The sequence below is a fragment of the Thermodesulfovibrionales bacterium genome, from assembly GCA_026417875.1.
Classification (GTDB): Bacteria; Nitrospirota; Thermodesulfovibrionia; order Thermodesulfovibrionales; family CALJEL01; genus CALJEL01.
In genome coordinates this window covers 15650-41092 of record JAOACK010000012.1, presented here as the reverse complement: position 1 = coordinate 41092, position 25443 = coordinate 15650, and the positions used below count along the sequence as shown (strand labels likewise).

The following is a 25443-nucleotide window of genomic DNA, read 5'->3' as shown; positions in this document are numbered from 1 at the left end:
AGTTTTAAGGCTTTATTAATGAGTGATTTTGCCTTTTCATACTCCTTCTCGTATAGATAAATTTTTGCCAGCGAAATATATAATTGAGCATCATAGGGAGAGTTTTGAAGTTGTTTAAGCATCTCTTCCTTTGCTCTGTTATATTGACCTGTAGCAAGGTAAAATTGCGCAAGTCCTTCATAGGCAATACTTCCAGATAATTCCATTAACTTCCTGTAAGCCCTTTCTGCCTTTTCATAGTCAAATCTCTTAAGATACTTTTCAACTAAATCCCTAATTGCTGAAGTATTTCCATTCTTTGCATGAATATCAAGGACCTCATCAAAGGTATATGTGCATTTATCCTTTAAGGGCTTTTTTGGTTTTCCATCAATGTAGCAGAAAAATTCATAGGAACCACCAAAACCACTGAAAATAATAAATGTTCTATGGGGTATTTCAAGATTTAGCCTTTCTGCAACCTGTTTTAAAGTTGGATAAAGTGGATACTCAGGAGTAATAATAGGTGAAATCTTTGAAACATTATATTTTATCCTTCTTTGTCTCATGTATTTATCAAATTCTATGGGATTAACTTTATAAATATTTAATTCATCTTCAAAGAACGGTTGAGAACACTCAATTATAAAAAGATCATTTTTTTCAATCCTGCCATCTTCTACAAGTCTTTTTGATTGTTGATATGTAAACTTGAGCTCTCCTATACTGATTTTCAGATTTTCAGGAATACAATCCTTCAGTATAAACTCAGCAGTGTTTTCCTTTTTTATGCTGTATTGAATATCTTTTTTTATAAGATCAGTCCTTACCTCTATGCATCTGTATTTTTCAACCTCCTCAGCATAGGCAAGATTGGGTAAAAATAAAATCGGCAGAAACAATATCAATATTATTTTTTTCACATCAGTAAGATTGCTCAATACATAACTTTTTATTATTGTCATTTCAACTCTTCAATGCTCTTTCTGTATATATCCATGTGACTTTTTGCCTTTGTCATTACTGATATTATCAATATAACTGAAAGAATACATATAACTAAAGCTATGACTCTAACCCATCCCTTACCTTTAATTATTGCCACTATTGAAATTACACCAGAAATTATAAAAAGCAAAAGACTTAATGCGGGGTTTAATGCCATCACTCCTATGATTATTAAAAAGATTGCAATGCCAAGCAAAACCCTTTTATCAGTGATTGGAGCCTTTTTATGGTTTTTGACATCCTCTGTGACTGCTCTCCATTTTGCCTTTATTGCAAGTCCTCTAAAGGCATACTGATTTGAGCCTGAAAGAGTTGTCTCTTTTCTACCTGGTCTCCATGCAGTATATCTAGGGTCATGAGCAGTATAAACAGGATTGCCAAGTGCAAAGAGGAAAAATAAATAACCCATTACAAATCTCCTTTTCAGCGCTGATTAAGTTTCTGCTTTCTTCCGATGATAAAATACAATACTGCGCCAACAAGTGGGATAAAGAGTACAACAAGTATCCAGATAATCTTATTGTAGCCGGTAAACTCACTCTTTAAGATGTCAATCAGAGCAAAAAGCCAGACCGCAAAGATACCTATAAAAATCAACAGAATAAAAAGGACAAATATCTCAGATGCTCCAACCACCATGTCAATTCCTCCTTTAAATCATCACTCATCTTTTAAAAATTCCTGTATATGTAAAAAGAACCTCTTCATCTTGTGATTGTGTCTTTATCTTAATGAGTTCTATCTTCAGGTCAAATCTGTTTTTTTCAGAATATGGTATAACTGTGCCTTTTATAATAAATTCGGAATCCTTTGTGAAAACCTTAAATCTTCTTTTACTGAATTTTATGAGGGCCTTTCTGAGTTTTTCAGAGAGTATCTTCTCAAAGGAGCCTGTCCTGCCCCTCAGGTCAAAAAAGTTTTTTAGGGTTACACCTTTTATATTTCTGCTGGCAAGCTCTTCTGAAAGAATCAGGGCTATCTTTTCTATCTTCTGCTCCTGATCCCTTGAGAGTTCTGCTGAAGAGGCGCGGTTTGTAATTACATGAACTGCACATATCAGTATAAGAAAAAATAAAATGTTGGGGCTGAGTTTTAAAACCTTTAATCTATCTCTCTTCCTCAACCCCAACTCCTTTTTATCTCAGGACAAAGGCTACCTTTGCAGAGGCAAAGAAATTGGCTTTCTGGTTTGCTGAATAGATTCTCACTGCATCTTCCTCAGAGACCTGCAGGTCTGAAGGAGTGACTGTCCCAGCTGCCTTCACAATAAGGGGATTTTTTACCCCCCTCTTCTCAAGGGCTGCCTTTGCCTTCTCTATACTGTTTGTATATTCACCACAGCCCTGTTCTACAAGGACCTTCTGACTCACCTTTGATGGGTCATAAAGGATATCTCCTTTTGGTGTGAATATCCTGTTAATAAGAGCAGGCCTGAAATTCACCTCTGTGGCATCAATTATAAGACCATCATAATTCTCTTCAAGAGTAACAGGCTTTGTTTTAAAAGAGGGTTCTGGTTTAAGTAGGTCTTTTTTTATATTCGGGTCGCCCATTATCTTTTCATACATCAGGCTGCCAAAACCCTTCGGTCCTGACATTCCTACTTTTACTATTACAAGGGCAACCTCTTCCTGGGGGTTCCATTCTTTATAAACAATCTCTGCACCTTTTATAAAACCAGCAACTGCTGTCCTTACAACATCATACTGGAGCTCTGCATCCTTAACAAGGGTGTCGCCAACAACAGCAACTCCTTCAAGTATCTCAGCAAGCTGTCTGTATGCAAGTGCAGTTGCAGCACGCTCAGCAGTGATCCTTCTCTGTCCTGGTGTCCTTGCTGTAGGTGAGGGAAGTCCCTCTGCTGCAACAAGAAGATAATCATTTACAAATGCCTGTTCAGGTGTTGTTGTGATAGAGAGATTATTCTGCTGGAGCCACTGATTTGCAAGCTGGAATGTGGCTGATATCTGTGGAGATGGCTCAGCCGTATGCTGGTGTATGTCCTGCTGGGCAAGGGCAAGGCATGCCATTAGAAGGATTGAAAAAATAAGTACTATAACTCTTTTCATTTTTAACCTCCTGATTAATAAATATTCATTCTCTGTTTTAAGACCCTTATTGCAAGGAGTGCCTCTGCACCATCAACCGGATCATCTATTCTAAATTCACCAGAAAGCTCCGGCTCCATTATGCCGCGGGTTGTCATGTTCATAACTGCATTGTAAAGAGGTGATGTCGGTCTCACATCAGGAAATGGTGACCTCTCATGACCGAAATAGGCAGTAGCAATCCTTTCATCACCTGTTATTTTTATAAGCACATCCTCAAGGATGAATGCCATCTCACCACGTTTTACTAAATCCTCTGGCTTGAAGAGATAGGCCTTTGTGGTCTCATCATACTTTGGCTCAAGACCCCTAACCTTCCATTTAAGAATAGTGATTATCTCTTCCTTAAAGGGATGATCCATTATATCAGCAGGGACAAACTCTGGCCTGAGTTTTTCCACCTCTGTACGGACAGGGATCCTGCCAGCAAAGAGTTTATCAAGTTTCAGCTCATCAATTAAAAGGGCTGCGAGATCTCCCCTTGTTATAGCATCCTTAATGGCAATCTTTTTACCAACATCTCCAATAGTGATACCTGCCATTGCCCTGACAATCTTATCTGTCTTTTTCCAGGCCCTATCAGCAGGTGCATGCCACTTTCCTTCACGCCTTGCATTTAGTACATCGGCAAACCTGTCCCTTGCCTTCTGAAATTCGAGGGCATCGAGATAGGCAATACCCATAAAGTAATGGCCTGCCTCTGTTCCCTGATAATAGATCATCTTCCTTTCATCTACCTTGAGCTTCATTGTGTCCCTGTAGGCATCCTCTACCTTATTAAGCCAGTCATCAATTTTTAATATAGTATTCACTCTCATTACTGCCAAATTGTAGTCAAATTGATCCTCTGGACTCCTCATAAGCTTTCTTGCCTTCTTAAGCCTTTCCTCTATTCTCTCCAGCTCAATCTGCCTGAATTTTGGATCCTTCTGCAGCCTTGTCTTCTCAGCAAGGGCTATTGCCATAGCAGATTGTGCCATTGAGAATTTTTCATCACAGTATAGCGCCCTTTCAAATTTCTCTATTGCTGTATCTGTCTTTCCTCTTTCAAGGGCTTCCATACCCATTAGATAATGGTGTGGAGCATTATCTTCTGGAGCAAGGCATTTTTCAACAGGCTTTTTTGCACATCCTGAAATAAAAAGTAAGATTACCATTTGAAGAAGTGTTATTAAAGAAAGCTTTTTCATAAAGACCTCCTTAAAGATAGCTCATATTCTCAACTTATAATATAATGAGCTCTCTCAGTTGTAAAGGTAATTTTCACATCAATGACCTATAGTCTGGAAGAAACCCTTTCCTCTTAGAGGTGCCCTTTCTACAAGCTGGCCCATCCTCACACGCTTGACCTGGTCTGGATTGCCCTCTATTATTGTCCAGGCCTTGTCTGCCTGAAGCTGTTCTGTAACAATGAGCCTTACCGGAAGTCTGACTGTGTCACAGGATGGCTTTCCTGTAAAGGGATCCTGAATCTCCTGGAAGGTATAAACTATAAGCTCAGAATTAGGTTTCAGGCCATGCTTCTCACCTATGCTCACGAGTGCAGCCCTCTGTCTGCCATCAGGAGAGGTTCTGGTCTGGAGGATATAACCCTTAACAGTAAACCATTTTGACAGTTCTGGTCTTGCATCAGCAATAGCATTTGATGCAGCCTTTTTTATTCCACCTATCATCGCATCAAAATTCGGATAGGCCATCTTTCCAATTACATGCCTGCCGCGGACAATCTTTGAAAAAAGTATCTCTCCTGTCTCAACATCGATTATTCTTATGGAAATCTCAGCATTAATATTCCAGCCCTCCTGTGCCTCCATGCCAGCTGCCATTACCATGCCAACCTTTCCAAATATATCCTTTGCCGCTGCCCTTGCCTCCTCAAGGGTAACCCACTTAAGGTCCACATTATTTACTGAACCCGTGATAATGTATCTAACTCCAGCAATCCTTCCTAACTGAACAAGTGTGGATTCATCAACGAGACCTGATGCCTGGAATTTATGCTCCTCAAGCACCTTCTTCATCTCACTCCTTGTATAAACCTTTGCACCGCCCATATTAACTATCTCATCGGTTATTCCATCTTCAACACTCTCTGAAAGTTTCGCATTAAATTCTCGCTCTATCCTCTGGGATTCTCTCTCAAACTGTGCTCTCTCCTTTACGCCCCATACAATGCCTGCTGCACCAGGAGCCACTCCTGCTGCAGCACCACCTACTGCTGTTCTCTGGGATGCTCCTCGCACATTTTCCTGGACAACCCTTGCATATTCAAAGGTGGTATTGTTTGTAAAATTTGCTACAGCTACCTTTGGGGTTACGGATTCATAGGCAGACCTGCATACTGGAGGAATATTTTCTTTTGGACCTGTATCTACAATAAAGGTGGTTGGATCAATCTTCACTACCATAGGTGCACAGCCAAGAAAAAGGAAGAAAATTATAAATGCTCTTTTTACCATCAATAACCTCCTTTACATTTTTTGTTCTCCTCCAAAAAAGGAGTCCTTTTTTAAGGTAGCAAAATAAAGTAACTTTTTTGCAAGCTCAAGCACAGAAAAAACTTCCTCTTTGTTAATGGAAGCATCTATCCTGTATCTTGCCCTGTTTCTCAATTCAAGTGCTCTGTTTAGAGCCCTTCCAAGCTCTCTCTATTTCAGCAGTCTTTATGTAAAGCTGGCCCAAAAAGGCTTGCAATGCCACCATGGCTACCTGGCAAATCATCCTGCTTTAAAAGAATAAGGGCCTTTACTGCCAGTTCTGCTGCGTTGTAACCTGCATCTATTGCTATCCTCAAATGACCACTGTTTGCTATCTCTTCTGCTCCTTTAAGATACTCTTCAGCAAGACCTAACAGACCTTCTATGACCGATCTTTTGAGTTCTGATTCATTCATTGAATATACCTCCACGCCGTATCTGAGCACATTTGATATAAAAGGGTCTTTTGAAAAATAAATGTCATTTACATTTCCAAACACCACCTCAATGGGAATGCCCTCTTCTGTCATAAAATCATAAATACTATCTAATAGCTCCTCCCTTAGAGCTTTACCATTTATGGTAATAAGAAGAATATCAATATCTGAATCCCTGGTAGCATATCCCTTTGCATGGCTTCCGAAAAGGATAATCTTACCTATGTATCTTCCGGTAGGTAGACTCAATAGATAGTCCCTTAATTTATTTATCTGCTCATAGAGTTCCATTTTATAAGCCCCTGTATCTCAGGGTGAGAGAATAATTAGAAAAATCCACCACCTCAAATCCCTTCTGGCTGAGACTGTTTGCAAGATAGACTGTGTTTTCTGGATAGGCAATCATAAATTCGCCAAGCCCCTTTTCCTCTACCTCTGTAACCCAGGCTGTGTTCTGAATGATCTCTTTAATAGCAAAACTGGTTCCTGTGTCCTTTATATCGAGAACCCTTATCCTGACCCTCTTTGTTATACCCTGGATGTATTGACTGAGTTTATCAAATACAACAGGTGTGAATTTCTCAGCAAGGTCCTTCATGCTCCTGGCTGCTGCATCCTCTATATTGGGGGCAAGTCCCTTTCCTTCTTCTTCACCAGCGGCAAGCACTCTTATCCGACCTGTTTCAGGATCCCTTGCTACAATCCTGTAAGTAAGTCTTGTGGTCACATTATTAAAGGGCATAGAGATTCCATAGCCAATGTCCTGTCCCTTTTTTGTGGATATGGTGTAATCCACCTTTCCTATCAGAAGTATATTGGAAAGGTATTGATACATGTAGCTCTTGAGGATGAGATAATTTCCACTCCTTATAGCATCCTCAACCTGCCTTGCCTCTGTAATATTACCGGGTGCTATATCAATAACTGTTAACCCCTTTTCTGTTAACCTTCCAATAATGGTCTCGCTTAAAATATTACTTTCCTCATATTCATCCTCTGTCTTAAAGCCATAGGTCTCTCTTTTTCCTGTTCCTTTTATCTGTCTCTCCTCGGTCTCACTCACAAGCCTTGGCTTTCTTGCAGGTATGAATACTGCAATAGAATTATTCAGGCCGAGCATACTTGCTGCATCATCTGCCAGAGAAGTCTCAATACACACATTAGCAATCACTTTATAAACACCATCTTCCTGCCATCCCTTTTTTAATGTGTATCCTGTTACAAGACCCTTTATCTGTTTGGTGACCATATCATCAACAAGTGCCATGTTCTGAACAACTGTCTGAGCTCTTACCTGCACTCCCGCTACCTGTTCAATGGCATTCCACTTTGCCCTTGCTATAGCCTCTGCCTTTGCAGAGGGGATATCATTATTAATTATAGCTGCCTCTCCTTCTGAATCAATACACTTAATACCCTTTGTCACCTTTGTTTGAGATAGTTTAAGAACTGGCTGAGGGAGCTTTGGTGGTTCCTGAGGTTTTACAGTCAGACTTTTTGGAAAGGCCTCAAACTCTGGAGGAATGGGCTCGATGTTTCTATCATTGGGTTCTGGAATAATTATGCCAGTTGCATCATGAAATTCTTTTAAGATGCCACTCAGCCTCATACCATCTTTTTTTATTATCCCTACTTCAATGTCCTTTTTAAAGCCAATTGTATGAGCATACAAGATAGAGCAAAAAGCCATGCTTAAGCTAATTGTAGCGATTAGAGCTAATTTCCTCATATAAATTACCCCCATGTGAATTTTACCTTTCTTGTTTTAGAGCTATCATTATATAATAACTCCTGTCAAGGGAATTTTCACATTCCTCTTGAATTAGGGAGGTGCGGATATGAAAGAGATAAAGAAAATGAAATATTACTTTATGGTTGTCTTTATTTTTTTAACCTTCCATACTGCCTTTGCTTCAATCGGTGAGATCGAAAAGACTGATGGGTCAGTGTTTTACAGGGAAAAGGCTGGCATACCTTATAAAAAGGCAAAAAGGGGTCTTTCTCTTGAAAAAGGTTACTGGATAAAGACAGAACAAAAAAGCTGGGCTTTAATTAAACTCAGTGATGGTAGCACCTTCACCCTTTCAGAGAATACAGAGTTTGAGATAAATGAATACATAATTGGCGATGGAAGAAAGGACGGATTATTTTCTATTACACAGGGAAAGCTAAGGGCAACGATTACTAGATTCACAGGTCAGACTGTCAATTACCGGGTGAAAAGTCCCACTGCAGTTGCTGGTATCAAAGGCACAGAGTTCATGATGCTCACACAGGGGCAGGCAAATGTATTCTTTGGAAATGAGGATGTGGTATCCATTTCTGGTTATGAGAAGGGAGAAAAGGCACTCAAACCAGATACCATGGTCCAGAATACCCGTGGTTATGTTCCTGCTGATCCTGTAAAGGTTGAACCAGGCACGGCTCTTGAAAGAGCGAAGACAGGACTTTCTGAGATAACAGGCCCGAAACCACCAAGGGACTGGGAGATATCAGGTGCCCTTCCCCATATAATTGCGAGATGGAATATAAACTATGGCCATTATCTTGCTGATAGCGGAAAATACGATGAGGCACTTTATATATATCAGATTGCCCTTGACCTTTCAGATAACCCTGAAATAAGATCTGATGCAAGACTAGAGAGGGGAGCAGTGTATTCAAGATTTTTAAGAAATCCTGAAGCAGCCCTTGCAGAATATTTACTTATACTGGAGGAGTATCCAGAGGTACCCCAGAGGGAAACAGCCCTTTATCTTACAGCCATGACCCTTTATGAACTGGGTTTTAAAAGGCAGGCAAGGGAGAGGTTGTTTCAGTATAAAAGGGAATATCCGGAGGGCAAACATATTATGAATGTTGAGACACTGCTGAAACTTACAGAATAAAATCAGGGATGGGAGAATTTATCAATGAAAGGCATGAGGGAAAGGAGCTCATGAGGATATATATGAGATTTCCATTTCCCTATAATCTTGGCAAGGAGAATCAATCCGAAAAATAAACACAAAACTCCAGCAGTAAATAAAAAGGGGTTCAAGGTCCTGCCTCCGAAGGTTATGGCAAGACAGTCAGAAGGGCAGTAACTCACACAGGTTAAACAGCCTGTACATTCAGGTGAGTGGATATATTTTTTTCTATCAACAGGCAACATTGAAGGACAGTTCTTTGAGCAGAGTTTACAGGAAATACATTTATATTTGTCCCTTCTAATCCTTGAAGGACTGATAAGGGCAAGGAGTCCAAGAAGTGCTCCATAGGGACAGAGATATCTGCACCAGAAGTTTTTATAAAGAAAGGAGAGAACAAAAAGTGCTGATAGTACTATAACAGTTGTTGTAGAGGGATTTATAAAAAACTTCAGCATCTTTATATCTGCAACCTTCCAGTAAGGGGTTGAAAGGAATGTAGCTATTGCCTGTGAATTCATTTTAAAGATAATCACATAAATAAAGAAAGCCATAATTAAATACTTAATAGATCTCAAGGGATAGTCAAGATAAACGGGCAGTCTGAAATTCTTTCCAAAAAGTCTGCTGCCTCCTTTATAAAGAAGCTCAGATAGAGTTCCTACAGGGCATATCCATCCACAGAAGGATTTTCTAAGAACCAGTGCTAACAAAAGTGCACTACCGAGTATAACAATTGCAGCTGGATGAACTGGGTCAAAAATTCCTTCCATAAACCAGAGCTTAATTGCCATTAGCCCACCTATAGGCAGAAAGCCATCAACAATGGATGGTCTCTCAAAAGAGGGGACAAGACCTTTTTCAAGACTATCCACAAAGAGGTAAAACTTATATCCTCCGTAAAGGACAACAGAAAGGATACCCCACTGAATAAGGTATCTGAGTGTTCTAATATTCATGATTTTAATTTTAATCTCAGAACTGTATTCTGCTCTATGACCTGTGTCATAATAATGCATGAAGGCAAAGGGCCTTTTTTATCTTCTTTTAGCCTTAATAGCAATTATCCTGACCTCTCTTCTTTATTTTTTTAAACCTGATTTTCTGAATTCTATTGAACTAAAACTGAAAGATGCAAGATTCAGGCTTAGAGGTGAGATTGAACCTGACGGTAGAATACTTATTGTAGCCATTGACTCAAAAAGCATAGATGAGCTGGGAAGATGGCCATGGGACAGGAGGATTATTGCAAGATTAATTGAAAATCTAAGGTATGCAGAGGTTATATGCCTTGACATGGTATTTTCAGAGCCATCAAATCCTGAGTCTGACAGAATCCTGTCAGATAGAATCAATAAATCCTCAAAGGTTATCACAGGATACTATCTGAGGGATGAAGAGACATTCATTTCAGATAAAAGTCTCTCAGTTTTGAGAAATTCAAGGATAAAACTCATAAAGACAAAAGGTGACATAAAAGTCCTTCCTTTGAGGGAATTTCCCCATGCTGAGCTCAATATTCCGTCCATAAAGGCAGAGACAGGTTTTTTTAATATTCTGCCAGATAAAGATGGTCTTATCAGAAAGGCAAATCTATTATTTATCTATAACGGTGATATATATCCATCCCTTGCACTTCAGGCAATAAGGCGTTACAGAGACGAACAAATCATAGTAGAGATTGAAGAATTCGGCATTTCAAGGCTTCTTCTTGGAAAGGAAGTTATACCTTCTGATGAAAGCGGTGCACTTTCAATTAATTACTATGGTAAAGGTGGCTCATTTAAAACAATCCCTGCTGTTGATTTAATAAAGTCAAGAATAGAACCTGAAGAATTCAGGGGCTCCTTAGTCTTTATAGGAGCCACTGAGATAGGCATTGCTGATGTCCGCAATACACCCTTTGATCCAGTAATGCCGGGTGTGGAGATCCATGCAACGGTGGCATCAAATATCCTTAAAGGCCATTATCTTATTTATAATTCCTGGGTAGCCTTGCTCGATATATTTTTTATCTGCATGCCAGTCCTTCTCTTAGCCATACTTTCAGCAAGAACTTCTAAAACCCTCTTCTCCCTTGGTCTCTTCATTTTTATAACTATACTTTCCTTGAGCTTTAATATAATGATCTTTAAAAACTACTTTCTTGATCTCTCTGTACTCTATCCCTTTGTGTCCCTTTTTCTTTTTTATACAGTTTCAGAGGCCTACAGAAATCTAATAACAGAGAAGAGGAGTCGCTTTCTCAAAAAGGCTTTCTCAAGCTATGTATCACCAGAGCTGGTAAATATCATAATCAAGAATCCTGATGCCATGAAGCTCGGTGGAGAAAAAAGGGTTATAACAGTGCTCTTTTCTGATATAAGGGACTTTACAGCAATCTCAGAAGCCCTTGAGCCTGAAAGGCTTGTAGGCCTTCTTAATAAATATCTTGATCCAATGACAAGGATTGTCCTTAAAAACGGCGGTATGCTTGACAAGTATATTGGTGATGCTATAATGGCAATCTATAATGTACCGCTTGAGCTACCCCAGCATGCAAAAAAAGCAGTTTACACTGCTTTAGAAATGATAAGGGAACTAAGAGTCCTTAATGAAAGGCTAAAAAATGAAGGATACCCTGAGCTAAGGATAGGTATAGGAATTAACACAGGTGAGGCCATAATTGGAAACATGGGAACCGATATAAGGTTTGATTACACAGCGGTTGGAGATACAGTTAATCTTGCCTCGAGGCTTGAAGGACTGAATAAATTTTATGGAACAGAGATAATCATAAGCTCCTTCACATACCAAAATCTTCCTGAAGGTGAATTCCTTATCAGGGAGCTCGACCTAATAAGGGTAAAAGGCAGGAAGGAGCCTGTTAATATCTATGAGGTGCTATCACCTGAGTCTTCCATTTCCCACATGATCCGGAGATTTGAAGAAGCCCTTTATCTTTACAGTAAAAGGAGATTCATTGAGGCAGAAGTAATATTCAGAGAAATTTTCAATAAATTTAATGACAGGGCATCAATGGTATTTATGGAAAGATGCAAAAATTATATCCTGAATCCACCACCTGAAGACTGGGATGGAGTTTATACTGCAGTACAGAAGTAATAGATAAAATTTAAGCCGGGCAGAATTTCTGCCCGGCTTAAATTCTTAGTACATATCTCCCATGCCCGGATGAGGCATCTTAGACTTTTCTTCCTCAGGTATCTCCGTCACCATTACCTCTGTTGTGAGCATCAGGCCTGCCACTGAGGCTGCATTAACAAGTGCAAGCCTTGTAACCTTTGTGGGGTCAATTATACCAGCCTTCATCATATCAGTAAATTCCTCTTTCTGTGCATCAAAGCCGTAGTTTACATCCTTTGAAGCCTTGACCTTCTCAACAACCACAGCACCCTCAAGGCCTGCATTCTGGACAATGTTCTTAATAGGCTCCTCAAGGGCCTTCTTCACAATCTCCACACCGACCTGTCTGTCACCCTCGAGTTTAAGTTTCTCAAGAGCTGGTATGCATCTTAAAAGGGCCACTCCACCACCTGGGACTATTCCTTCCTCTACAGCAGCCCTTGTTGCATGAAGGGCATCCTCAACCCTTGCCTTCTTCTCCTTCATCTCTGTCTCTGTAGCAGCACCAACCCTGATTACTGCAACACCTCCTGCGAGTTTTGCAAGGCGTTCCTGTAGCTTTTCCCTGTCATAATCAGAGGTTGTCTCTTCAATCTGTGTCTTTATCTGCTTTATTCTTCCCTGTATCTTCTGGTGATCTCCTGCACCCTCAACTATTGTGGTATTCTCTTTGTCAACAACAATCTTTTTTGCCCTTCCGAGGTCAGACATTTTTATATTCTCAAGCTTTATGCCCAGGTCTTCGGTTATTGCTGTACCACCTGTAAGGATTGCGATATCCTCAAGCATTGCCTTTCTTCTCTCACCAAAGCCCGGTGCCTTCACTGCACAGACCTGAAGTGTTCCCCTGAGTTTGTTAACAACAAGTGTTGCAAGGGCTTCACCCTCAACATCCTCTGCAATGATTAGAAGTGGCTTCCCCATTTTTGCTATGTTTTCAAGCAGAGGGATAAGGTCTTTCATTGAGGAGATCTTCTTTTCATGAATCAGTATAAAGACATCCTCATAGACGCACTCCATCCTTTCGGGATCAGTGATGAAGTAGGGAGAGATATATCCACGGTCAAACTGCATTCCCTCAACAACATCAAGGGTTGTAGCTAAACCTTTTGCCTCTTCCACTGTTATTACTCCATCCTTGCCAACCTTATCCATTGCATCGGCTATTAGATTTCCTATCTCAGGATCATTATTTGCTGAGATAGTTCCAACCTGGGCAATCTCTTTTTTATCCTGAACTGGCTTGCTGAGTTTTTTTAGCTCTTCAACAACTGTCTCGACAGCCTTCTCTATGCCCCTCTTGAGCTCCATTGGATTCGCACCAGCAACTACATGTTTCATCCCTTCTTTATAGATGGCATAGGCAAGAACAGTTGCTGTTGTTGTCCCATCACCGGCTGTATCTGATGTCTTGCTTGCCACTTCTCTTACGAGCTGGGCTCCCATGTTCTCAAAGGGATCCTTCAGCTCTATCTCTTTTGCAACAGTAACACCATCCTTTGTAATAAGAGGGGAACCGAATTTTCTGTCAATTATTACATTCCTTCCCTGAGGCCCAAGTGTTGCCTTTACAGCGTTTGTGAGAATTGTCACACCATCAAGTATCTTCTGTCTTGCATGTTCATTGAATATAAGCTGTTTTGCTGCCATAAGCTTCAACCTCCTTTATTCTTCTAATATCCCAAGGATATCTTCTTCTTTTATAATCAGGTATTCCTGATTATCAAGGTTTATTTTGGTACCGGAGTACTTATCAAATAGCACGGTATTACCAACCTTTACCTCTTTAACCTCAGGACCTACTGCCTCGACCACACCCTTCTGGGGTTTCTCCTTTGCCGTATCTGGCACATAAAGACCGCCAGGCGTCTTTTCCATTTCCTCTGAATACTTAATAAATACTCTTTCCTTCAAAGGTTTAAACTTCATAGGCGCTTCACTCCTTTCTCTATCCATTAATTAAATTTCTGCTCACAAAGTGAGCAAAGAAAAATATTATTAGCACTCAATTAATGAGAGTGCTAATAATATATTAAGCCTTACGATCTTTAAGCAAGGTTAAATAAGGATATGATAAAGGAATTTTTAGCTGATTCGTAGTTTTTTTTGGTTTTTTCTCGCTTTTTCTTAATTTTTTATTTTTTCTTGCTTTCTATAAAGGCCTCTATCTGCTCTTTAAAATAATCAGCCCTTTTTCTGACCTCGTACGGGATACGGCTTTCATATAATTTAAGGCCTTCCTTGAGCTCCTCCTGAAAGGTTTCATAAAATGTGCCTTTTTTTACAGCATCCTCAAATTTCTGGGGATTGTAAAAATATATGTCAGATATAATTGTCCTTGCAAGCCTTCTTGCCTTTTCTGCCATCTCATCAGTTGCTTCAGCCCCAATAGATACTCTGGCCTCTGGTTCTATGGCTTTTTCTGAAATAACCTCCCGAGGCTGCACCTTGGAGGGCTCACTTTTTACCTTTTCTGTCTCACCGGGCGGGATAAAGCTATCAAGGCCTTTTGGTAAGAGCCTTTCTTTCTTTTCAGGAGGAGTTATGTCTTTCTGTGTATCAGGTGAAGCCCTTTCATCTGCAGGACTTGATTTTATAGCCTTTATTTTTTTTATAAGCGCTTCTTTTACCTCATGCTCTTCAATATAATCATCTGCACCGTAAAGAGATACAGGAGGCCTTTTATACCTTGTTTTGTCGTAGACAGATGTAATGAGTATTACCTTAATATCCTTTGTATATTCAATCTCTTTAAGCTTCCTGCATACATCAAAACCGTATTCCTTAGGAAGGGCAACATCAAGAACTGCCACAAAAGGCAATTCCTTTGATGCCTTCACGATAGCCTCAATTCCATCCTGTGAAACTACAGGTATATATCCTGCCTCACGTACAAGTCTTTCCATCTCTTTAAGCAACTGCTCATCTCCATGTGCAATTAGTACCTTTTTCATATCAAGTCCGCTTGATACCTGAGTAATATCTTCTTTTTTCCCTGTAAAAGCGGGTGTGGATTCAACCTTTGTTTGCTCTGGTGGTTTTACAAAAATTGCAGTAGAGCACTTAGGACATTTGAATCTTGCACCCTGGGCGGGAATCTTTGCATCATCAACCTTCAATTTTACCTTGCACTGGGGACATGTCACTACCATCTATAATAATACCTCCTCTTTGGTCTCCATAATTTTATTGTAAACAACCCAAACAGAAATCCTCCTATATGGGCAAACCAGGCAACTCCACCCTGGCCTCCAATACCTGCTGTAATGAGACCATTCAATATCTGTATAATAGCCCAAAATCCTATAACTATCAAGGCTGGAATTCTAACCACCTGGACAAAGAATCCGAAGATCATTAATGTGTGGACTCTGGCATGGGGATAAAGGATAAGATAGCCACCAAGTATTCCAGAGATTGCACCGCTTGCACCGATCATGGGAATATTTGATGAGGGACCTTCAACAATTGCGTGACTGTAGGCAGCAAAAACTCCAGCAAGAAGATAGAATAATAGAAATTTTATATGACCGAGGGTATCTTCAATATTGTTGCCGAATATCCAGAGATAAAGCATGTTTCCTGCAAGGTGAAACAATCCGCCGTGAAGAAACATGGAGGTCAATAGTGTTACTACAGGGTGAATCGGCTGATTGGACTCAAAGGTAAGTATTGCTGAAGGTATGGCACCATAAAGCAGGGCAAATCTTTCGGTGCTGGAGGTGATTACCTGCAAAAGGTATATTCCCACATTCAGGCAAATGATTGTAACAGTAAAAAAGGGAAAAGTGTGTGTTGGATTGTCATCTTTATAAGGTATCACAAAAGGCTCCTTTCAGTGTGTTATTTTAACATAAGTAAATATAAGGGTTTTTAACTCATTACTGATTGCATATCCTCCCTAGCTCTAATCACTGCTGTGCATATACCGTGAAGCATATTAAGCTCCCAGTCTGTAAGACCTGCTCTCCTGAGGAGAAAACCAAGGTTATTCATGACCTTCTCTTCAAGATCTCTGTCACCCCTTGGAATATAGCCGAGGGTCTTCAGGGCCTCCCTGATTCTTTTAAGGAGATCATCTATATCTTCATGGTTTACAAATTTTATTAAGGGCATTTCAATTATCTCTTTTTCATTAGAGAATTCTGTTACCTGGCAATGTAGTTCGTAGGCGATTATAAGTACGGCCTGGGCAAGATTAAGTGAAGGAGACCTTTTTGAGGTGGGTATGGTCATTAAAAAACCGCATTCCTTTACCTCTTCATTAAAAAGACCTTTATCCTCCCTTCCAAAGAGTATGGCAACTCTGTTAGATGATGCCACCTCAAGTATCCTTTTTATTCCTTCCTTCACTGATAAGATTACTCCCCTTCTTTTTCCAATGCGTCTTGTTGTACCGACAACCAGAGATTTATCAGATATTGCATCATGGAGTGTTCTGTGGATCCTTACCTTTCTTAAAATATCAATAGCATCAGTTGCAAACCACCTTGCCTCTGAATCTTCAAGTCTTTTTTTAATTTCCTTTTCATTAAATATTTTTTCTCTGAAGGGATTAACAAGTTCCAGATTCAAAAATCCCATATTCTTTATAGCCCTTGCAGAAGCACCGATATTGCCGGGTTCTCTTGGTTCAACAAGGATAAAGGAGATATTATCCTTCCACACTGTTTTTTCCTCAGGCAGTGAATATCATCTCGAGCTGTTCTGTCTCTTCCCTTGGAAATTCTATTGGATAATTTCCATCAAAGCAGGCAGTACAGTAATCCTCGGGTTTATCAACTGCCGATAGGAGTCCTTTAATACTGAGATACTGAAGACTTGTGGCTGTTATGTATTTCCTTATCTCTTCAACAAGATGGGTTGATGCAATCAGTTCCTGTCTTGTCGGTGTATCAATTCCATAGAAACACGGACCGATGGTTGGTGGTGAGCTTATCTTCATATGAACCTCCTTTGCACCACCACCTTCAAAGAGCATCTTGACAATCTTCTTACTCGTCGTTCCCCTTACAATAGAGTCATCAACAACTATTACCCTTTTACCTTCAAGAACATCACGGATGGGATTGAGTTTGATCTTAACACCAAAATGTCTTATGGATTGCTTTGGCTCTATGAATGTCCTTCCTACATAATGATTCCTTACGAGGCCAAAATTAAAAGGAATGCCACTTGCCTCAGCAAATCCCAGGGCTGCAGGTACACCGGAATCAGGAACAGGTATCACTATATCTGCCTCTGTTTCGGATTCTTTTGCAAGATTTCTTCCAAGTATTTTTCTGACCCTGTCAACGCTCTGGTATCCAAAGATCATGCTATCAGGTCTTGAAAAATAGATGAATTCAAATATACAGAAAGATCTTCTGGGTGAGAAAAGAATCTTTCTTGAGCTTAGACCATGTTCGTTTATAACAAGCATCTCGCCCGGCTCAATATCCCTTATATATTTTGCACCTATAAGGTCAAAGGCACAGGTTTCCGAGGCCACTACATAGGCACCATCAAATATACCAAGGCTCAGCGGTCTCACACCATAGGGATCTCTTATTGCAATGAGCTCCTTTTCTGTCATCAGAAGAAGGCTGAATGCTCCTGATATCTTCTGTACAGCAGAGATTACTCTTTCGTGAAGAGAACCATCCCTTGAATGGGCTATAAGATGGATTATTACCTCACTGTCTGAAGTTGACTGGAATATGGCGCCATCTTTTTCAAGTTTCTGCCTGAGTTCATAGGCATTCACAAGATTTCCATTATGGGCTAAGGAGATTGTTCCAAGGGAGAAATTGGCAACTATAGGCTGAACATTTTTCAAGAAACTGCCTCCTGCTGTTGAATATCTATTATGGCCTATAGCGATAAAACCGGGAAGTTTTTTTAACCTCTTTTCAGTGAAAATATCAGCAACGAGCCCCAGTGCCTTTTCATAATATACCTGTTTACCATCAGAAGAGCATATGCCTGAACCTTCCTGACCCCTGTGCTGGAGGGCATAAAGTCCCAGATATGTAAGATTCGCTGCCTCGGGATGACCGTATATTCCAAAAATCCCGCACTCTTCTTTCGGTGTATAGATAAGTCTCTTTTTCATCCAAATAATTCCTTCAGTGAATTCTTATAGGAATTACTTATTTCTGAGATTGAAAGATCAATATACCCCTTTAATAGAAGCCTATCACCGCCTGTTCTGCCAATAAGCTGACAGGAAATACCGTATTCATCTGCCATCTGGATCAGTTCCCTGCTCTTAGACCTGTGAACAGTGACTACTGCTCTTCCAGAAGATTCTCCAAAAAGAAGGCTATCCGGTCTGAGAGTGTTATTTTTTAAGATAATGCTGAGATCAATCTCAGCTCCCGTGTTTCCATAAATAGCAGATTCAGCAATACATACAGATAGTCCTCCTTCAGAACAATCATGACAGGAATGGATGACATCTAATTTTACAAGTTTCTCAAGAAGTCTGATAAGTCTTTTCTCTTTTTCAAGATCAATGACCGGAGGAAGTCCTCTCTCAATTCCGTGTATGAGGTAGAGGTATTCTGAGCCGCCCAGTTCATTATAAGTATCTCCTAGAAGAAAGACCTCAAGTCCTTCTTTAAAACCTATATTCCTTGCCTTCTTTACATCTTCAAGGATTCCGACCATGGCAATGGTGGGAGTTGGATAGATAGCACTTCCTTTTGTTTCATTGTAAAAACTCACATTCCCCGAAACAACAGGTGTCTCGAGCACCCGGCATGCCTCTGCTATCCCCTTAATGGATTCAACAAACTGCCACATAACCTCAGGTTTTTCAGGATTTCCAAAATTGAGATTATCAGTTATAGCCAATGGCCTCGCACCTGAGCACGCAACATTCCTTGCAGCCTCAGCAACTGCAAGCATTGCTCCTCTGTAAGGATCAAGATAGCAATAGCGAGAATTACAATCAACACTGATGGCAATTGCTTTACTGGTACCTTTTATTCTTATAACTGCTGAATCAGCACCAGGCCTTACAACTGTATTTGTTCTTACCATATGGTCATACTGCTCCCAGACGAGCTCTTTTGATGCAATACTTGGGGATGAAAGAAGTTTAAGAAGGACAGAATTAAATTCCTTAGGTATAGGGATATGTTCGAGATTAAGCTGCTGAAGCTCATCCTGCCAGGCTGGTCTTTTTCTGGGTCTATCATATTTTGGTGCATCTTCGGATATCTTTTTGGCCGGAATTTCAGCAACAACCTTTCCGTGCCACTTTACTCTGAGCATTCCATCATCAGTAACTTTTCCTATAATGACTGCATCGAGATCCCATTTTTTAAATATATCAAGGAGTTCTTTTTCTTTTCCCGCCTTTGCAACTATGAGCATCCTTTCCTGGCTCTCGCTGAGCATTATCTCATAGGGAATCATGCCCTCTTCTCTAAGGGGTACCTTTTCAAGCTCTAGCTCTATACCTGTTCCTGCCCGGCCGGCCATTTCTGAGGATGAGGAACTCAATCCTGCTCCACCCATATCCTGAATTCCAGCAATCAGGTCTTTTGACATTGCCTCAAGGCATGCCTCTAGAAGAAGTTTTTCTGTAAAGGGGTCTCCTACCTGAACATTCGGTTTCTTCTGCTGGGCATCATCGGTGAATTCTTCTGATGCCATTGTAACACCATGTATACCATCTCTTCCAGTTTTTGAGCCTACATAAATAACAGGGTTTCCTATTCCTTCTGCTCTGCCACGAAATATCCTGTCTTTTTTTGCGATACCTAGATTGAAGACATTTACAAGGATGTTGCCATTATAGCAGGTATGAAAATATATCTCGCCTCCAACTGTGGGGACACCTATACAGTTGCCGTAGCCAGCAATTCCACCAACTACACCGTGGAAGAGATGTTTCTGATAGGGGTCTTTCGGGTCTCCAAATCTCAGGGAATTAAGACTTGCCACAGGTCTTGCACCCATTGTAAATATATCCCTGAGAATGCCTCCAACTCCTGTTGCAGCACCTTGGTAGGGTTCTATGTAGGAGGGATGATTGTGAGACTCCATTTTAAAAACTGCTGCAAGACCATCACCTATGTCTATCACTCCAGCATTTTCACCAGGTCCCTGAATAACCCATGGAGCCTCTGTGGGAAAGTGTCTGAAATGTATCCTCGAGCTCTTGTACGAACAGTGTTCTGACCACATTACAGAGAATATGCCTAGCTCAGTAAATGTAGGCTTCCTGCCGAGGATATCGAGTATTTTCTCATACTCCTCCTCAGTTAAACCGTGCTCGCGAATCAGCTCTTCTGTTATCTCAGGCTCTTTCATCGAATAGTTCTAATAGAGAAATTATTTTTATTTTAACACATTTCGCCGCTTCAAATTTCCCTGATTTTGAATCACTTTTTGGATTTAATGATTTTTATTAAGAAACTTAATCAAAATGTTATACTTTATTATGGAGCTTAATCTTTTTGAAAGACTCATTGTCATGAATCCTCTCAGGTCCTTTTTTCAGAGGCATTTTGAAATACCCATGCTCAAAAGAATGTCTGATAAAGGAAGCTACAGTCTCTGTCTTGAGATTGGAGCTGGCAGCGGTACAGGTGCGATTGCTATTTTTAAGACATTTAAGCCTGAAAGGATTATTGCCATTGATATTGATCCGAGGAACATTGAGAAAGCAAGGAGTCTCATAGTTGAGGATTTAAAGGGAAAGGTTGAATTCATACATGGTGATGCTATGGCTCTTGATTTTCGTGAGAATACCTTTGATGCAGTCTTCTCAATTGGTGTACTGCATCACCTTGAAGACTGGAAGAAAGGGATTAAAGAAATTTCAAGGGTCCTCAAGCCCTCAGGAGATTTTTTCTTTGAAGAACCGTTAAAACCTTTTCTTAAAAGCCTTCCTGTAAGGTTGCTAACAAGACATCCTGATGGAGGTATGTTTAGCCTCGAGGAGTTCAAGAAAAGCCTTCAAGATGCAGGGCTGTATATAAAGAAAATAAATAAGCTCGATTCTATTGCCATATCAGGAATGGCAAAAAAAGAATCAGGGGATCTTTCATAAATATCTCAATTGTCCCTGGAATTTTTTGAAGGCTTACCTAAAGATTTATCTCCTTACTGTTTTATAGAAAACGATTTTTTTACCTTCAAAAACCTCCTCTTACCGATCCTGATAATATAATCTGCTGGTTTCAGTTTCTGTTCAGGATCTGTAAAAGTCCTGCCATCTATATCTACTGCTCCCTGGATTATCAGTCTCCTTGCCTCTGATGTGCTTTTTACAATTCCCGAGTCTTTAAGAATCTTGGGAATCCATAGCTCATCCTCTCCTTTTATCTCATAAACAGGTACATCCTGAGGAGTTTCCTTTCTTCTTATTACCCTTTCAAAATGCTCCTTTGCCCTGAGAGCATTTTCTCTACCATGATATCTTTCCACTATCTCAAGGGCAAGTCTCTCCTTGGCCTCCAGCGGATGGATCGAGCCATCCTTTATTCCCCTTTTTAATGATTCCAGTTCTTCATTGGAGATGCGGCTGAGGAGTTCGTAGTATCTCAGCATAAGTTCATCATTTACTGACATGATTTTTCCAAAGATATCCTCAGGAGATTCATTTATTCCTATATAGTTACCAAGACTCTTTGACATCTTCTTTACACCATCTGTGCCCTCAAGAAGGGGCATAGTAATAATAACCTGAGGCTCCTGGCCGTACTCTTTCTGAAGCTCCCTTCCTACAACAAGGTTAAATTTCTGGTCTGTGCCTCCAAGCTCGATATCGGCCTCAAGCATAACTGAGTCATAACCCTGTATTAAAGGATAGATAAACTCATGGATACTGATAGGTGTCTGGCTTAAAAATCTCTGTTTAAAATCATCCCTTTCAAGCATCCTGGCCACAGTATAATGAGATGCAAGCTTTATCAACTCTTCAGCTGTCATCCTTGAAAACCACCTTGAATTGAATTCAACAACTGTTTTTTCAGGATCGAGTATCTTGAATATCTGTTCCTTATAGGTCTTCGCATTCTCAATAACCTCTTCTCTTGTCAGAGGTTTTCTTGTCTCACTCTTGCCCGAAGGGTCACCTATCATTCCTGTGAAATCTCCGATTAAAAATACCACTCTGTGGCCGAGCTCCTGAAACTGCCTCATTTTTTCAAGAAGTACTGTATGGCCAAGATGGATATCGGGTGCGGTTGGGTCAAAACCAGCCTTTACAGTAAGGGGTCTGTTCTCCCTGTAAGAACGCTCTAGCTTATGGAGCAGCTCCTTTTCAAGTATAATCTCCACAGTACCCCTCTTAATGATCTCGAACTGACTTTGTGGCGTAAGCATAGGTTATTATAATAACTAATAATGAGGAAGCTTGCAATAACCATAGGAGACCCTGGTGGAATCGGTCCAGAGGTAACGCTTAAGGCAGTTCTTAGGCTGAAGGCTGAAGAAGGTCAGGGCTTAGAGAAAGACTTTGTGCCCGTAATAATAGGTGATAGAATTGTTATTGAAGAGGCATCAGGTTTATTAAAAGGTGAAAATTTAGATATAGTTTATACAAAACCTGAAGAGGTAATCGCCTTAGCTCATCGTCCCTCTACCATTTATTTCATTGATACAGGATTGCTTAAGGATTTTAAAAAATCCATACCTTCTTCTGAAGGTGGCTATGCCTCAGTTGAATACATAAAAATTGCCACAGACCTTGCCATTAAAGGCTATGTCCATGGAATTGTCACAGCACCAATTTCGAAAACCTCTCTTAAAAGAGCAGGTTACACATGGCCTGGCCACACAGAGTTGCTTAAAGAGCTTACTAATGCAGAAGATGTTGCTATGCTTTTTTATGCACCACCTGTTGGAGCTTCAGATAAAGGCCTTAAGATAATCCTTGCCACGATCCATGTTGCATTGAAGGATGTGCCAAGCTTTATTACAGAGGAAAAAGTTTTTAAAACAATACTCTTTGCACAGAAGGGAATGGAGATGTTCGGGTTCATGTTACCGAGAATTGGTGTTGCTGGTCTCAATCCTCATGCTGGCGAAGAAGGGCTTTTTGGAGATGAAGAGATAAAGGTTATTGCACCTGCAATCAGAAAGGCAAAAGAGCAGGGATTGCGTGTCTTTGGTCCTCTGCCGCCTGATATTATATTTTATAAAGCCCTCCATGATGAATATGACATAGTGGTTTCCATGTACCATGACCAGGGTCTTGCACCACTTAAACTAATTGCCTTTGAAAGAGCAGTAAATATTACAGTAGGTCTTCCAATCATAAGAACCTCTCCTGACCACGGCACAGCCTCTGATATTGCCTGGAAAGGAATTGCAAATCCATCAAGCATGATAGAGGCAATAAAGGTGGCGTTGAAATTAAGAATTTAACAGTTGAGGAAAGTGACTGAATCTAAATAGTGTATCGTGAAGGGGTTTACCCCTTCACGATAATTATTAATATTGAGGGTATTCCAAACTTACAACCTTAGCATCAGGAAAACTTTCTTTAACCTTATTAATTATCTGTTCGAATAAACAATTAAATAATTTATCCTCTTTACAAATTGCAGATGTAGCGACCTTCTTTATACCTCTGGCAAGCATGCAAGTTAAAGAAATTAATTGGAATATAAGATATGTAAGATTTATGAATAAGTCAAAGGAATCTGGACTCACAAATCTTGATGTCCAGGATCACTGGTGGATATTTTAAGGGCAATGTATGGCAGTATCCTTGCGAGAATCTCTTCGGGCTCTCTTATGCCTGTTACATCAATCCATGTTATATCAGGCTCCTTTTTAAACCAGGTGAACTGTCTCTTTGCATAAAGCTTTGTCCTCTTCTTAATTAATCTTATCGCCTCCTGAAGACTGATCTCTCCCTTTAAATAACCTATTAGTTCTTTATATCCTATAGCCTGAAGGGTTGTTCTTGAAGGAGTCTGCTCAAGAAGCCACTTGACCTCTCCAACGAGCCCTGCCTCAATCATTCTATCAATCCTTTCTTCTATAAGCCTGTAAAGCTCCTTTCTATCTCTCATTAACCCGATTTTTATAAAATTATAGGGAAGGGGTTTTGTATGTTCTCTCTGGAATTCTGATATCTTTCCCTTCATTAGAAGGCACACTTCAATTGCTCTTATCAGTCTTCTTCTGTCAGACGCCATTATCCTTGATGCGGCTTCAGGATCAAGATTTCTGAGATATTCATAGAGATAGCCTGGCTGCTCATCCTCCATTCTGTTAAGCTCTTCACGCAAACCCCAGTCTGCAGAGACACCTGAAAATAATCCCCTTGTCATTGCCCTTATATACAAACCTGTTCCGCCCACTACAATAGGAATCTTTCCTACATCATGAAGTCTATCTATTATTTTTTTAACCTCCTCTATGTATCTACCAGTGCTGAATTCCTCAGAGGGCTCGCAAATATCTATCATATGATGCTTTATCTTACTTCTCAATGCTAATGATGGTTTCGCAGTTCCGATATCCATTCCCCTGTAGACCTGCATGGAATCTGCACTAATTATCTCTGTATTTAATCTCTCAGCAAGGATCACCGAAACCTCTGTCTTTCCTACAGAGGTTGGACCGAGAAGGATTATAACCTCTTTGCTCATATAGAATTTTACCAGAGGACCAAAAATTGTGTATAAAAAAAGAGGTTGAGGCAGATAATTATTAAAACTGACCTCAACCTCAATTCAAAAGGGAGGTTATATGAAAAGGCTGCTTTGAGCCTCAAGGGCAAATTCTACAAATTTGTCCGCATCAGCAATCTCCACTCCTTCAACAAAGTCTTCCTTTTTGTATCCCAGCATCTGCATTGTTGCAGAGCATGCAATGAGTTTTACACCAGCATCCTTTGCCATCTGAAGCATCTCAGGAAGAGATGCCCATTTTATGCTCTTAATAAGTTCAGGAAGCCCTTCCATTCCGGGAGGAGGTGGAATCTTTTTGTTCATTTCCTTATGAATGATATTCATACCACCAAAGGCAAAGAATATCCTCACATCTGTATCAAGGGTAGCAGCTGTCGAAGCAATAACAAGCGCAGCATAGGCCTTATCAAGGGTACCACTTGCTGCAACAATTGCCATCTTCTTCTTTTCCATAATCTATACCTCTACACTTATTACAGTTCTTTAAAATTCTCTGAATACAACGCTTCATTTAAAATATCAGAATGGTTTATCATTTGTCAATAAATTTCGCAACTTTGAATATTTTGAAATGATGAAAAATTTATACTTATAAAAGGAATACTTTACTCCAAAGTCTTTTTGTAACCTCTTACGACAAATTATATGGAATATCAAGAATATCTTTATTAACTAACGTACCTTTTAAGTGAATAAGAAATTCTGTAGCTCTGTGAAGACCGTGAAACCTATTTTTTTATCAGTAAATTTAGTCA

The 25443-nt window shown here is 40.1% G+C and carries 25 protein-coding genes; 4 read left to right on the top strand and 21 right to left on the bottom strand.

The window, feature by feature from the left end; all coding sequences use genetic code 11:
• The 10 genes from N2257_03905 to N2257_03860 form a co-directional block, all read right to left on the bottom strand.
• The coding region (locus tag N2257_03905) for a hypothetical protein (protein ID MCX7793539.1) at window positions 1-944 on the bottom strand (944 nt) is incomplete at its 3' end.
• A complete protein-coding gene (locus tag N2257_03900) occupies window positions 941-1396 on the bottom strand; it encodes a hypothetical protein (GenBank protein ID MCX7793538.1) in 456 nt (151 codons plus the stop codon). The genes N2257_03905 and N2257_03900, both read right to left, overlap by 4 nt.
• A 14-nt stretch (window positions 1397-1410) precedes the next feature.
• Window positions 1411-1626, bottom strand: coding sequence for a PLD nuclease N-terminal domain-containing protein (locus N2257_03895; protein ID MCX7793537.1), 216 nt, complete (start codon window positions 1624-1626; stop codon window positions 1411-1413).
• Between the two features lie 25 nt (window positions 1627-1651).
• Entirely contained in the window at window positions 1652-2110 is a 459-nt protein-coding gene (locus N2257_03890; GenBank protein ID MCX7793536.1) for a hypothetical protein, read from the bottom strand.
• A gap of 13 nt (window positions 2111-2123) precedes the next feature.
• Window positions 2124-3056 (bottom strand): hypothetical protein, encoded by a 933-nt coding sequence (locus N2257_03885; protein MCX7793535.1) that lies wholly within the window; start codon window positions 3054-3056, stop codon window positions 2124-2126.
• Window positions 3057-3070: 14 nt separating this feature from the next.
• Window positions 3071-4285: an S-layer homology domain-containing protein gene (locus N2257_03880; GenBank protein MCX7793534.1), complete on the bottom strand. Its 1215-nt coding sequence runs from the start codon at window positions 4283-4285 to the stop codon at window positions 3071-3073.
• Between the two features lie 78 nt (window positions 4286-4363).
• Window positions 4364-5554 (bottom strand): CsgG/HfaB family protein, encoded by a 1191-nt coding sequence (locus N2257_03875; GenBank protein MCX7793533.1) that lies wholly within the window; start codon window positions 5552-5554, stop codon window positions 4364-4366.
• A gap of 12 nt (window positions 5555-5566) precedes the next feature.
• Complete coding sequence (locus N2257_03870) at window positions 5567-5707, bottom strand: hypothetical protein (protein ID MCX7793532.1); 141 nt, start codon at window positions 5705-5707, stop codon at window positions 5567-5569.
• 41 nt (window positions 5708-5748) lie between these two features.
• Window positions 5749-6300 carry a nucleotidyltransferase domain-containing protein gene (locus N2257_03865; GenBank protein MCX7793531.1) on the bottom strand — a complete coding sequence of 184 codons (552 nt, stop codon included), beginning with the start codon at window positions 6298-6300 and terminating at the stop codon, window positions 5749-5751.
• Window position 6301: 1 nt separating this feature from the next.
• Window positions 6302-7738, bottom strand: a complete 1437-nt coding sequence (locus N2257_03860; protein ID MCX7793530.1) for a hypothetical protein — start codon at window positions 7736-7738, stop codon at window positions 6302-6304.
• A 109-nt stretch (window positions 7739-7847) separates the two neighbouring features.
• On the opposite strand from N2257_03860, the gene N2257_03855 reads away from it, so the two are divergent.
• Window positions 7848-8897 (top strand): FecR domain-containing protein, encoded by a 1050-nt coding sequence (locus N2257_03855; protein ID MCX7793529.1) that lies wholly within the window; start codon window positions 7848-7850, stop codon window positions 8895-8897.
• 2 nt (window positions 8898-8899) lie between these two features.
• Here N2257_03855 and N2257_03850 read toward each other — a convergent pair whose 3' ends face one another.
• Window positions 8900-9937, bottom strand: coding sequence for a 4Fe-4S binding protein (locus N2257_03850; protein MCX7793528.1), 1038 nt, complete (start codon window positions 9935-9937; stop codon window positions 8900-8902).
• Here N2257_03850 and N2257_03845 point away from each other — a divergent pair.
• The gene (locus N2257_03845) at window positions 9936-12023 is read left to right on the top strand and encodes an adenylate/guanylate cyclase domain-containing protein (protein MCX7793527.1); all 2088 of its coding nucleotides are present in this window, start codon (window positions 9936-9938) and stop codon (window positions 12021-12023) included. The two genes, N2257_03850 and N2257_03845, sit on opposite strands and share 2 nt — an antisense overlap.
• Window positions 12024-12068: 45 nt before the next feature.
• Here N2257_03845 and groL read toward each other — a convergent pair whose 3' ends face one another.
• The 7 genes from groL to purL form a co-directional block, all read right to left on the bottom strand.
• Window positions 12069-13694 (bottom strand): chaperonin GroEL, encoded by a 1626-nt coding sequence (groL, locus tag N2257_03840; GenBank protein ID MCX7793526.1) that lies wholly within the window; start codon window positions 13692-13694, stop codon window positions 12069-12071.
• A 15-nt stretch (window positions 13695-13709) separates the two neighbouring features.
• Complete coding sequence (groES, locus tag N2257_03835) at window positions 13710-13973, bottom strand: co-chaperone GroES (GenBank protein MCX7793525.1); 264 nt, start codon at window positions 13971-13973, stop codon at window positions 13710-13712.
• A gap of 206 nt (window positions 13974-14179) precedes the next feature.
• Window positions 14180-15196, bottom strand: a complete 1017-nt coding sequence (locus N2257_03830; GenBank protein MCX7793524.1) for a zinc-ribbon domain-containing protein — start codon at window positions 15194-15196, stop codon at window positions 14180-14182.
• Window positions 15190-15867 (bottom strand): rhomboid family intramembrane serine protease, encoded by a 678-nt coding sequence (locus tag N2257_03825; GenBank protein MCX7793523.1) that lies wholly within the window; start codon window positions 15865-15867, stop codon window positions 15190-15192. Before N2257_03825 ends, N2257_03830 begins: the two co-directional genes overlap by 7 nt.
• A 50-nt stretch (window positions 15868-15917) precedes the next feature.
• Complete coding sequence (locus tag N2257_03820; protein MCX7793522.1) at window positions 15918-16712, bottom strand: RNA methyltransferase; 795 nt, start codon at window positions 16710-16712, stop codon at window positions 15918-15920.
• 10 nt (window positions 16713-16722) lie between these two features.
• Window positions 16723-18138 carry an amidophosphoribosyltransferase gene (gene purF, locus N2257_03815; protein ID MCX7793521.1) on the bottom strand — a complete coding sequence of 472 codons (1416 nt, stop codon included), beginning with the start codon at window positions 18136-18138 and terminating at the stop codon, window positions 16723-16725.
• The gene (gene purL, locus N2257_03810) at window positions 18135-20348 is read right to left on the bottom strand and encodes a phosphoribosylformylglycinamidine synthase subunit PurL (protein ID MCX7793520.1); all 2214 of its coding nucleotides are present in this window, start codon (window positions 20346-20348) and stop codon (window positions 18135-18137) included. The genes purF and purL overlap by 4 nt, the downstream gene beginning before the upstream one ends.
• 130 nt (window positions 20349-20478) lie before the next feature.
• Between purL and N2257_03805 the strand changes: the two genes are divergently transcribed.
• Window positions 20479-21090: a class I SAM-dependent methyltransferase gene (locus N2257_03805; GenBank protein ID MCX7793519.1), complete on the top strand. Its 612-nt coding sequence runs from the start codon at window positions 20479-20481 to the stop codon at window positions 21088-21090.
• A 53-nt stretch (window positions 21091-21143) separates the two neighbouring features.
• Here the strand turns inward: N2257_03805 and tyrS are convergent, their stop codons facing one another.
• Window positions 21144-22367: a tyrosine--tRNA ligase gene (gene tyrS / locus N2257_03800; GenBank protein ID MCX7793518.1), complete on the bottom strand. Its 1224-nt coding sequence runs from the start codon at window positions 22365-22367 to the stop codon at window positions 21144-21146.
• 21 nt (window positions 22368-22388) lie between these two features.
• Here tyrS and pdxA point away from each other — a divergent pair, with 21 nt between their 5' ends.
• Complete coding sequence (gene pdxA / locus N2257_03795) at window positions 22389-23411, top strand: 4-hydroxythreonine-4-phosphate dehydrogenase PdxA (GenBank protein MCX7793517.1); 1023 nt, start codon at window positions 22389-22391, stop codon at window positions 23409-23411.
• A 284-nt stretch (window positions 23412-23695) separates the two neighbouring features.
• On the opposite strand, the gene miaA is transcribed toward pdxA, so the two are convergent.
• Together miaA and N2257_03785 are read right to left on the bottom strand one after the other, a co-directional pair.
• A complete protein-coding gene (miaA, locus tag N2257_03790) occupies window positions 23696-24646 on the bottom strand; it encodes a tRNA (adenosine(37)-N6)-dimethylallyltransferase MiaA (GenBank protein ID MCX7793516.1) in 951 nt (316 codons plus the stop codon).
• Between the two features lie 96 nt (window positions 24647-24742).
• Window positions 24743-25141 (bottom strand): DsrE/DsrF/DrsH-like family protein, encoded by a 399-nt coding sequence (locus tag N2257_03785; protein ID MCX7793515.1) that lies wholly within the window; start codon window positions 25139-25141, stop codon window positions 24743-24745.
• Between the last annotated feature and the right edge of the window lie 302 nt (window positions 25142-25443).

What these genes read in the sequence shown, in the direction of transcription:
- groL (MCX7793526.1), bottom strand. Translation starts at nt 13,694, where the DNA reads ATGGCAGCAAAACAGCTTATATTCAATGAACATGCAAGACAGAAGATA.
- N2257_03895 (MCX7793537.1), bottom strand. Translation starts at nt 1,626, where the DNA reads ATGGTGGTTGGAGCATCTGAGATATTTGTCCTTTTTATTCTGTTGATT.
- N2257_03785 (MCX7793515.1), bottom strand. Translation starts at nt 25,141, where the DNA reads ATGGAAAAGAAGAAGATGGCAATTGTTGCAGCAAGTGGTACCCTTGAT.
- N2257_03830 (MCX7793524.1), bottom strand. Translation starts at nt 15,196, where the DNA reads ATGGTAGTGACATGTCCCCAGTGCAAGGTAAAATTGAAGGTTGATGAT.
- purL (MCX7793520.1), bottom strand. Translation starts at nt 20,348, where the DNA reads ATGAAAGAGCCTGAGATAACAGAAGAGCTGATTCGCGAGCACGGTTTA.
- N2257_03855 (MCX7793529.1), top strand. Translation starts at nt 7,848, where the DNA reads ATGAAAGAGATAAAGAAAATGAAATATTACTTTATGGTTGTCTTTATT.
- pdxA (MCX7793517.1), top strand. Translation starts at nt 22,389, where the DNA reads ATGAGGAAGCTTGCAATAACCATAGGAGACCCTGGTGGAATCGGTCCA.
- N2257_03875 (MCX7793533.1), bottom strand. Translation starts at nt 5,554, where the DNA reads ATGGTAAAAAGAGCATTTATAATTTTCTTCCTTTTTCTTGGCTGTGCA.
- N2257_03880 (MCX7793534.1), bottom strand. Translation starts at nt 4,285, where the DNA reads ATGAAAAAGCTTTCTTTAATAACACTTCTTCAAATGGTAATCTTACTT.
- N2257_03865 (MCX7793531.1), bottom strand. Translation starts at nt 6,300, where the DNA reads ATGGAACTCTATGAGCAGATAAATAAATTAAGGGACTATCTATTGAGT.
- N2257_03900 (MCX7793538.1), bottom strand. Translation starts at nt 1,396, where the DNA reads ATGGGTTATTTATTTTTCCTCTTTGCACTTGGCAATCCTGTTTATACT.
- purF (MCX7793521.1), bottom strand. Translation starts at nt 18,138, where the DNA reads ATGAAAAAGAGACTTATCTATACACCGAAAGAAGAGTGCGGGATTTTT.
- N2257_03860 (MCX7793530.1), bottom strand. Translation starts at nt 7,738, where the DNA reads ATGAGGAAATTAGCTCTAATCGCTACAATTAGCTTAAGCATGGCTTTT.
- N2257_03885 (MCX7793535.1), bottom strand. Translation starts at nt 3,056, where the DNA reads ATGAAAAGAGTTATAGTACTTATTTTTTCAATCCTTCTAATGGCATGC.
- miaA (MCX7793516.1), bottom strand. Translation starts at nt 24,646, where the DNA reads ATGAGCAAAGAGGTTATAATCCTTCTCGGTCCAACCTCTGTAGGAAAG.
- N2257_03845 (MCX7793527.1), top strand. Translation starts at nt 9,936, where the DNA reads ATGAAGGCAAAGGGCCTTTTTTATCTTCTTTTAGCCTTAATAGCAATT.
- tyrS (MCX7793518.1), bottom strand. Translation starts at nt 22,367, where the DNA reads ATGCTTACGCCACAAAGTCAGTTCGAGATCATTAAGAGGGGTACTGTG.
- N2257_03805 (MCX7793519.1), top strand. Translation starts at nt 20,479, where the DNA reads ATGGAGCTTAATCTTTTTGAAAGACTCATTGTCATGAATCCTCTCAGG.
- groES (MCX7793525.1), bottom strand. Translation starts at nt 13,973, where the DNA reads ATGAAGTTTAAACCTTTGAAGGAAAGAGTATTTATTAAGTATTCAGAG.
- N2257_03850 (MCX7793528.1), bottom strand. Translation starts at nt 9,937, where the DNA reads ATGCATTATTATGACACAGGTCATAGAGCAGAATACAGTTCTGAGATT.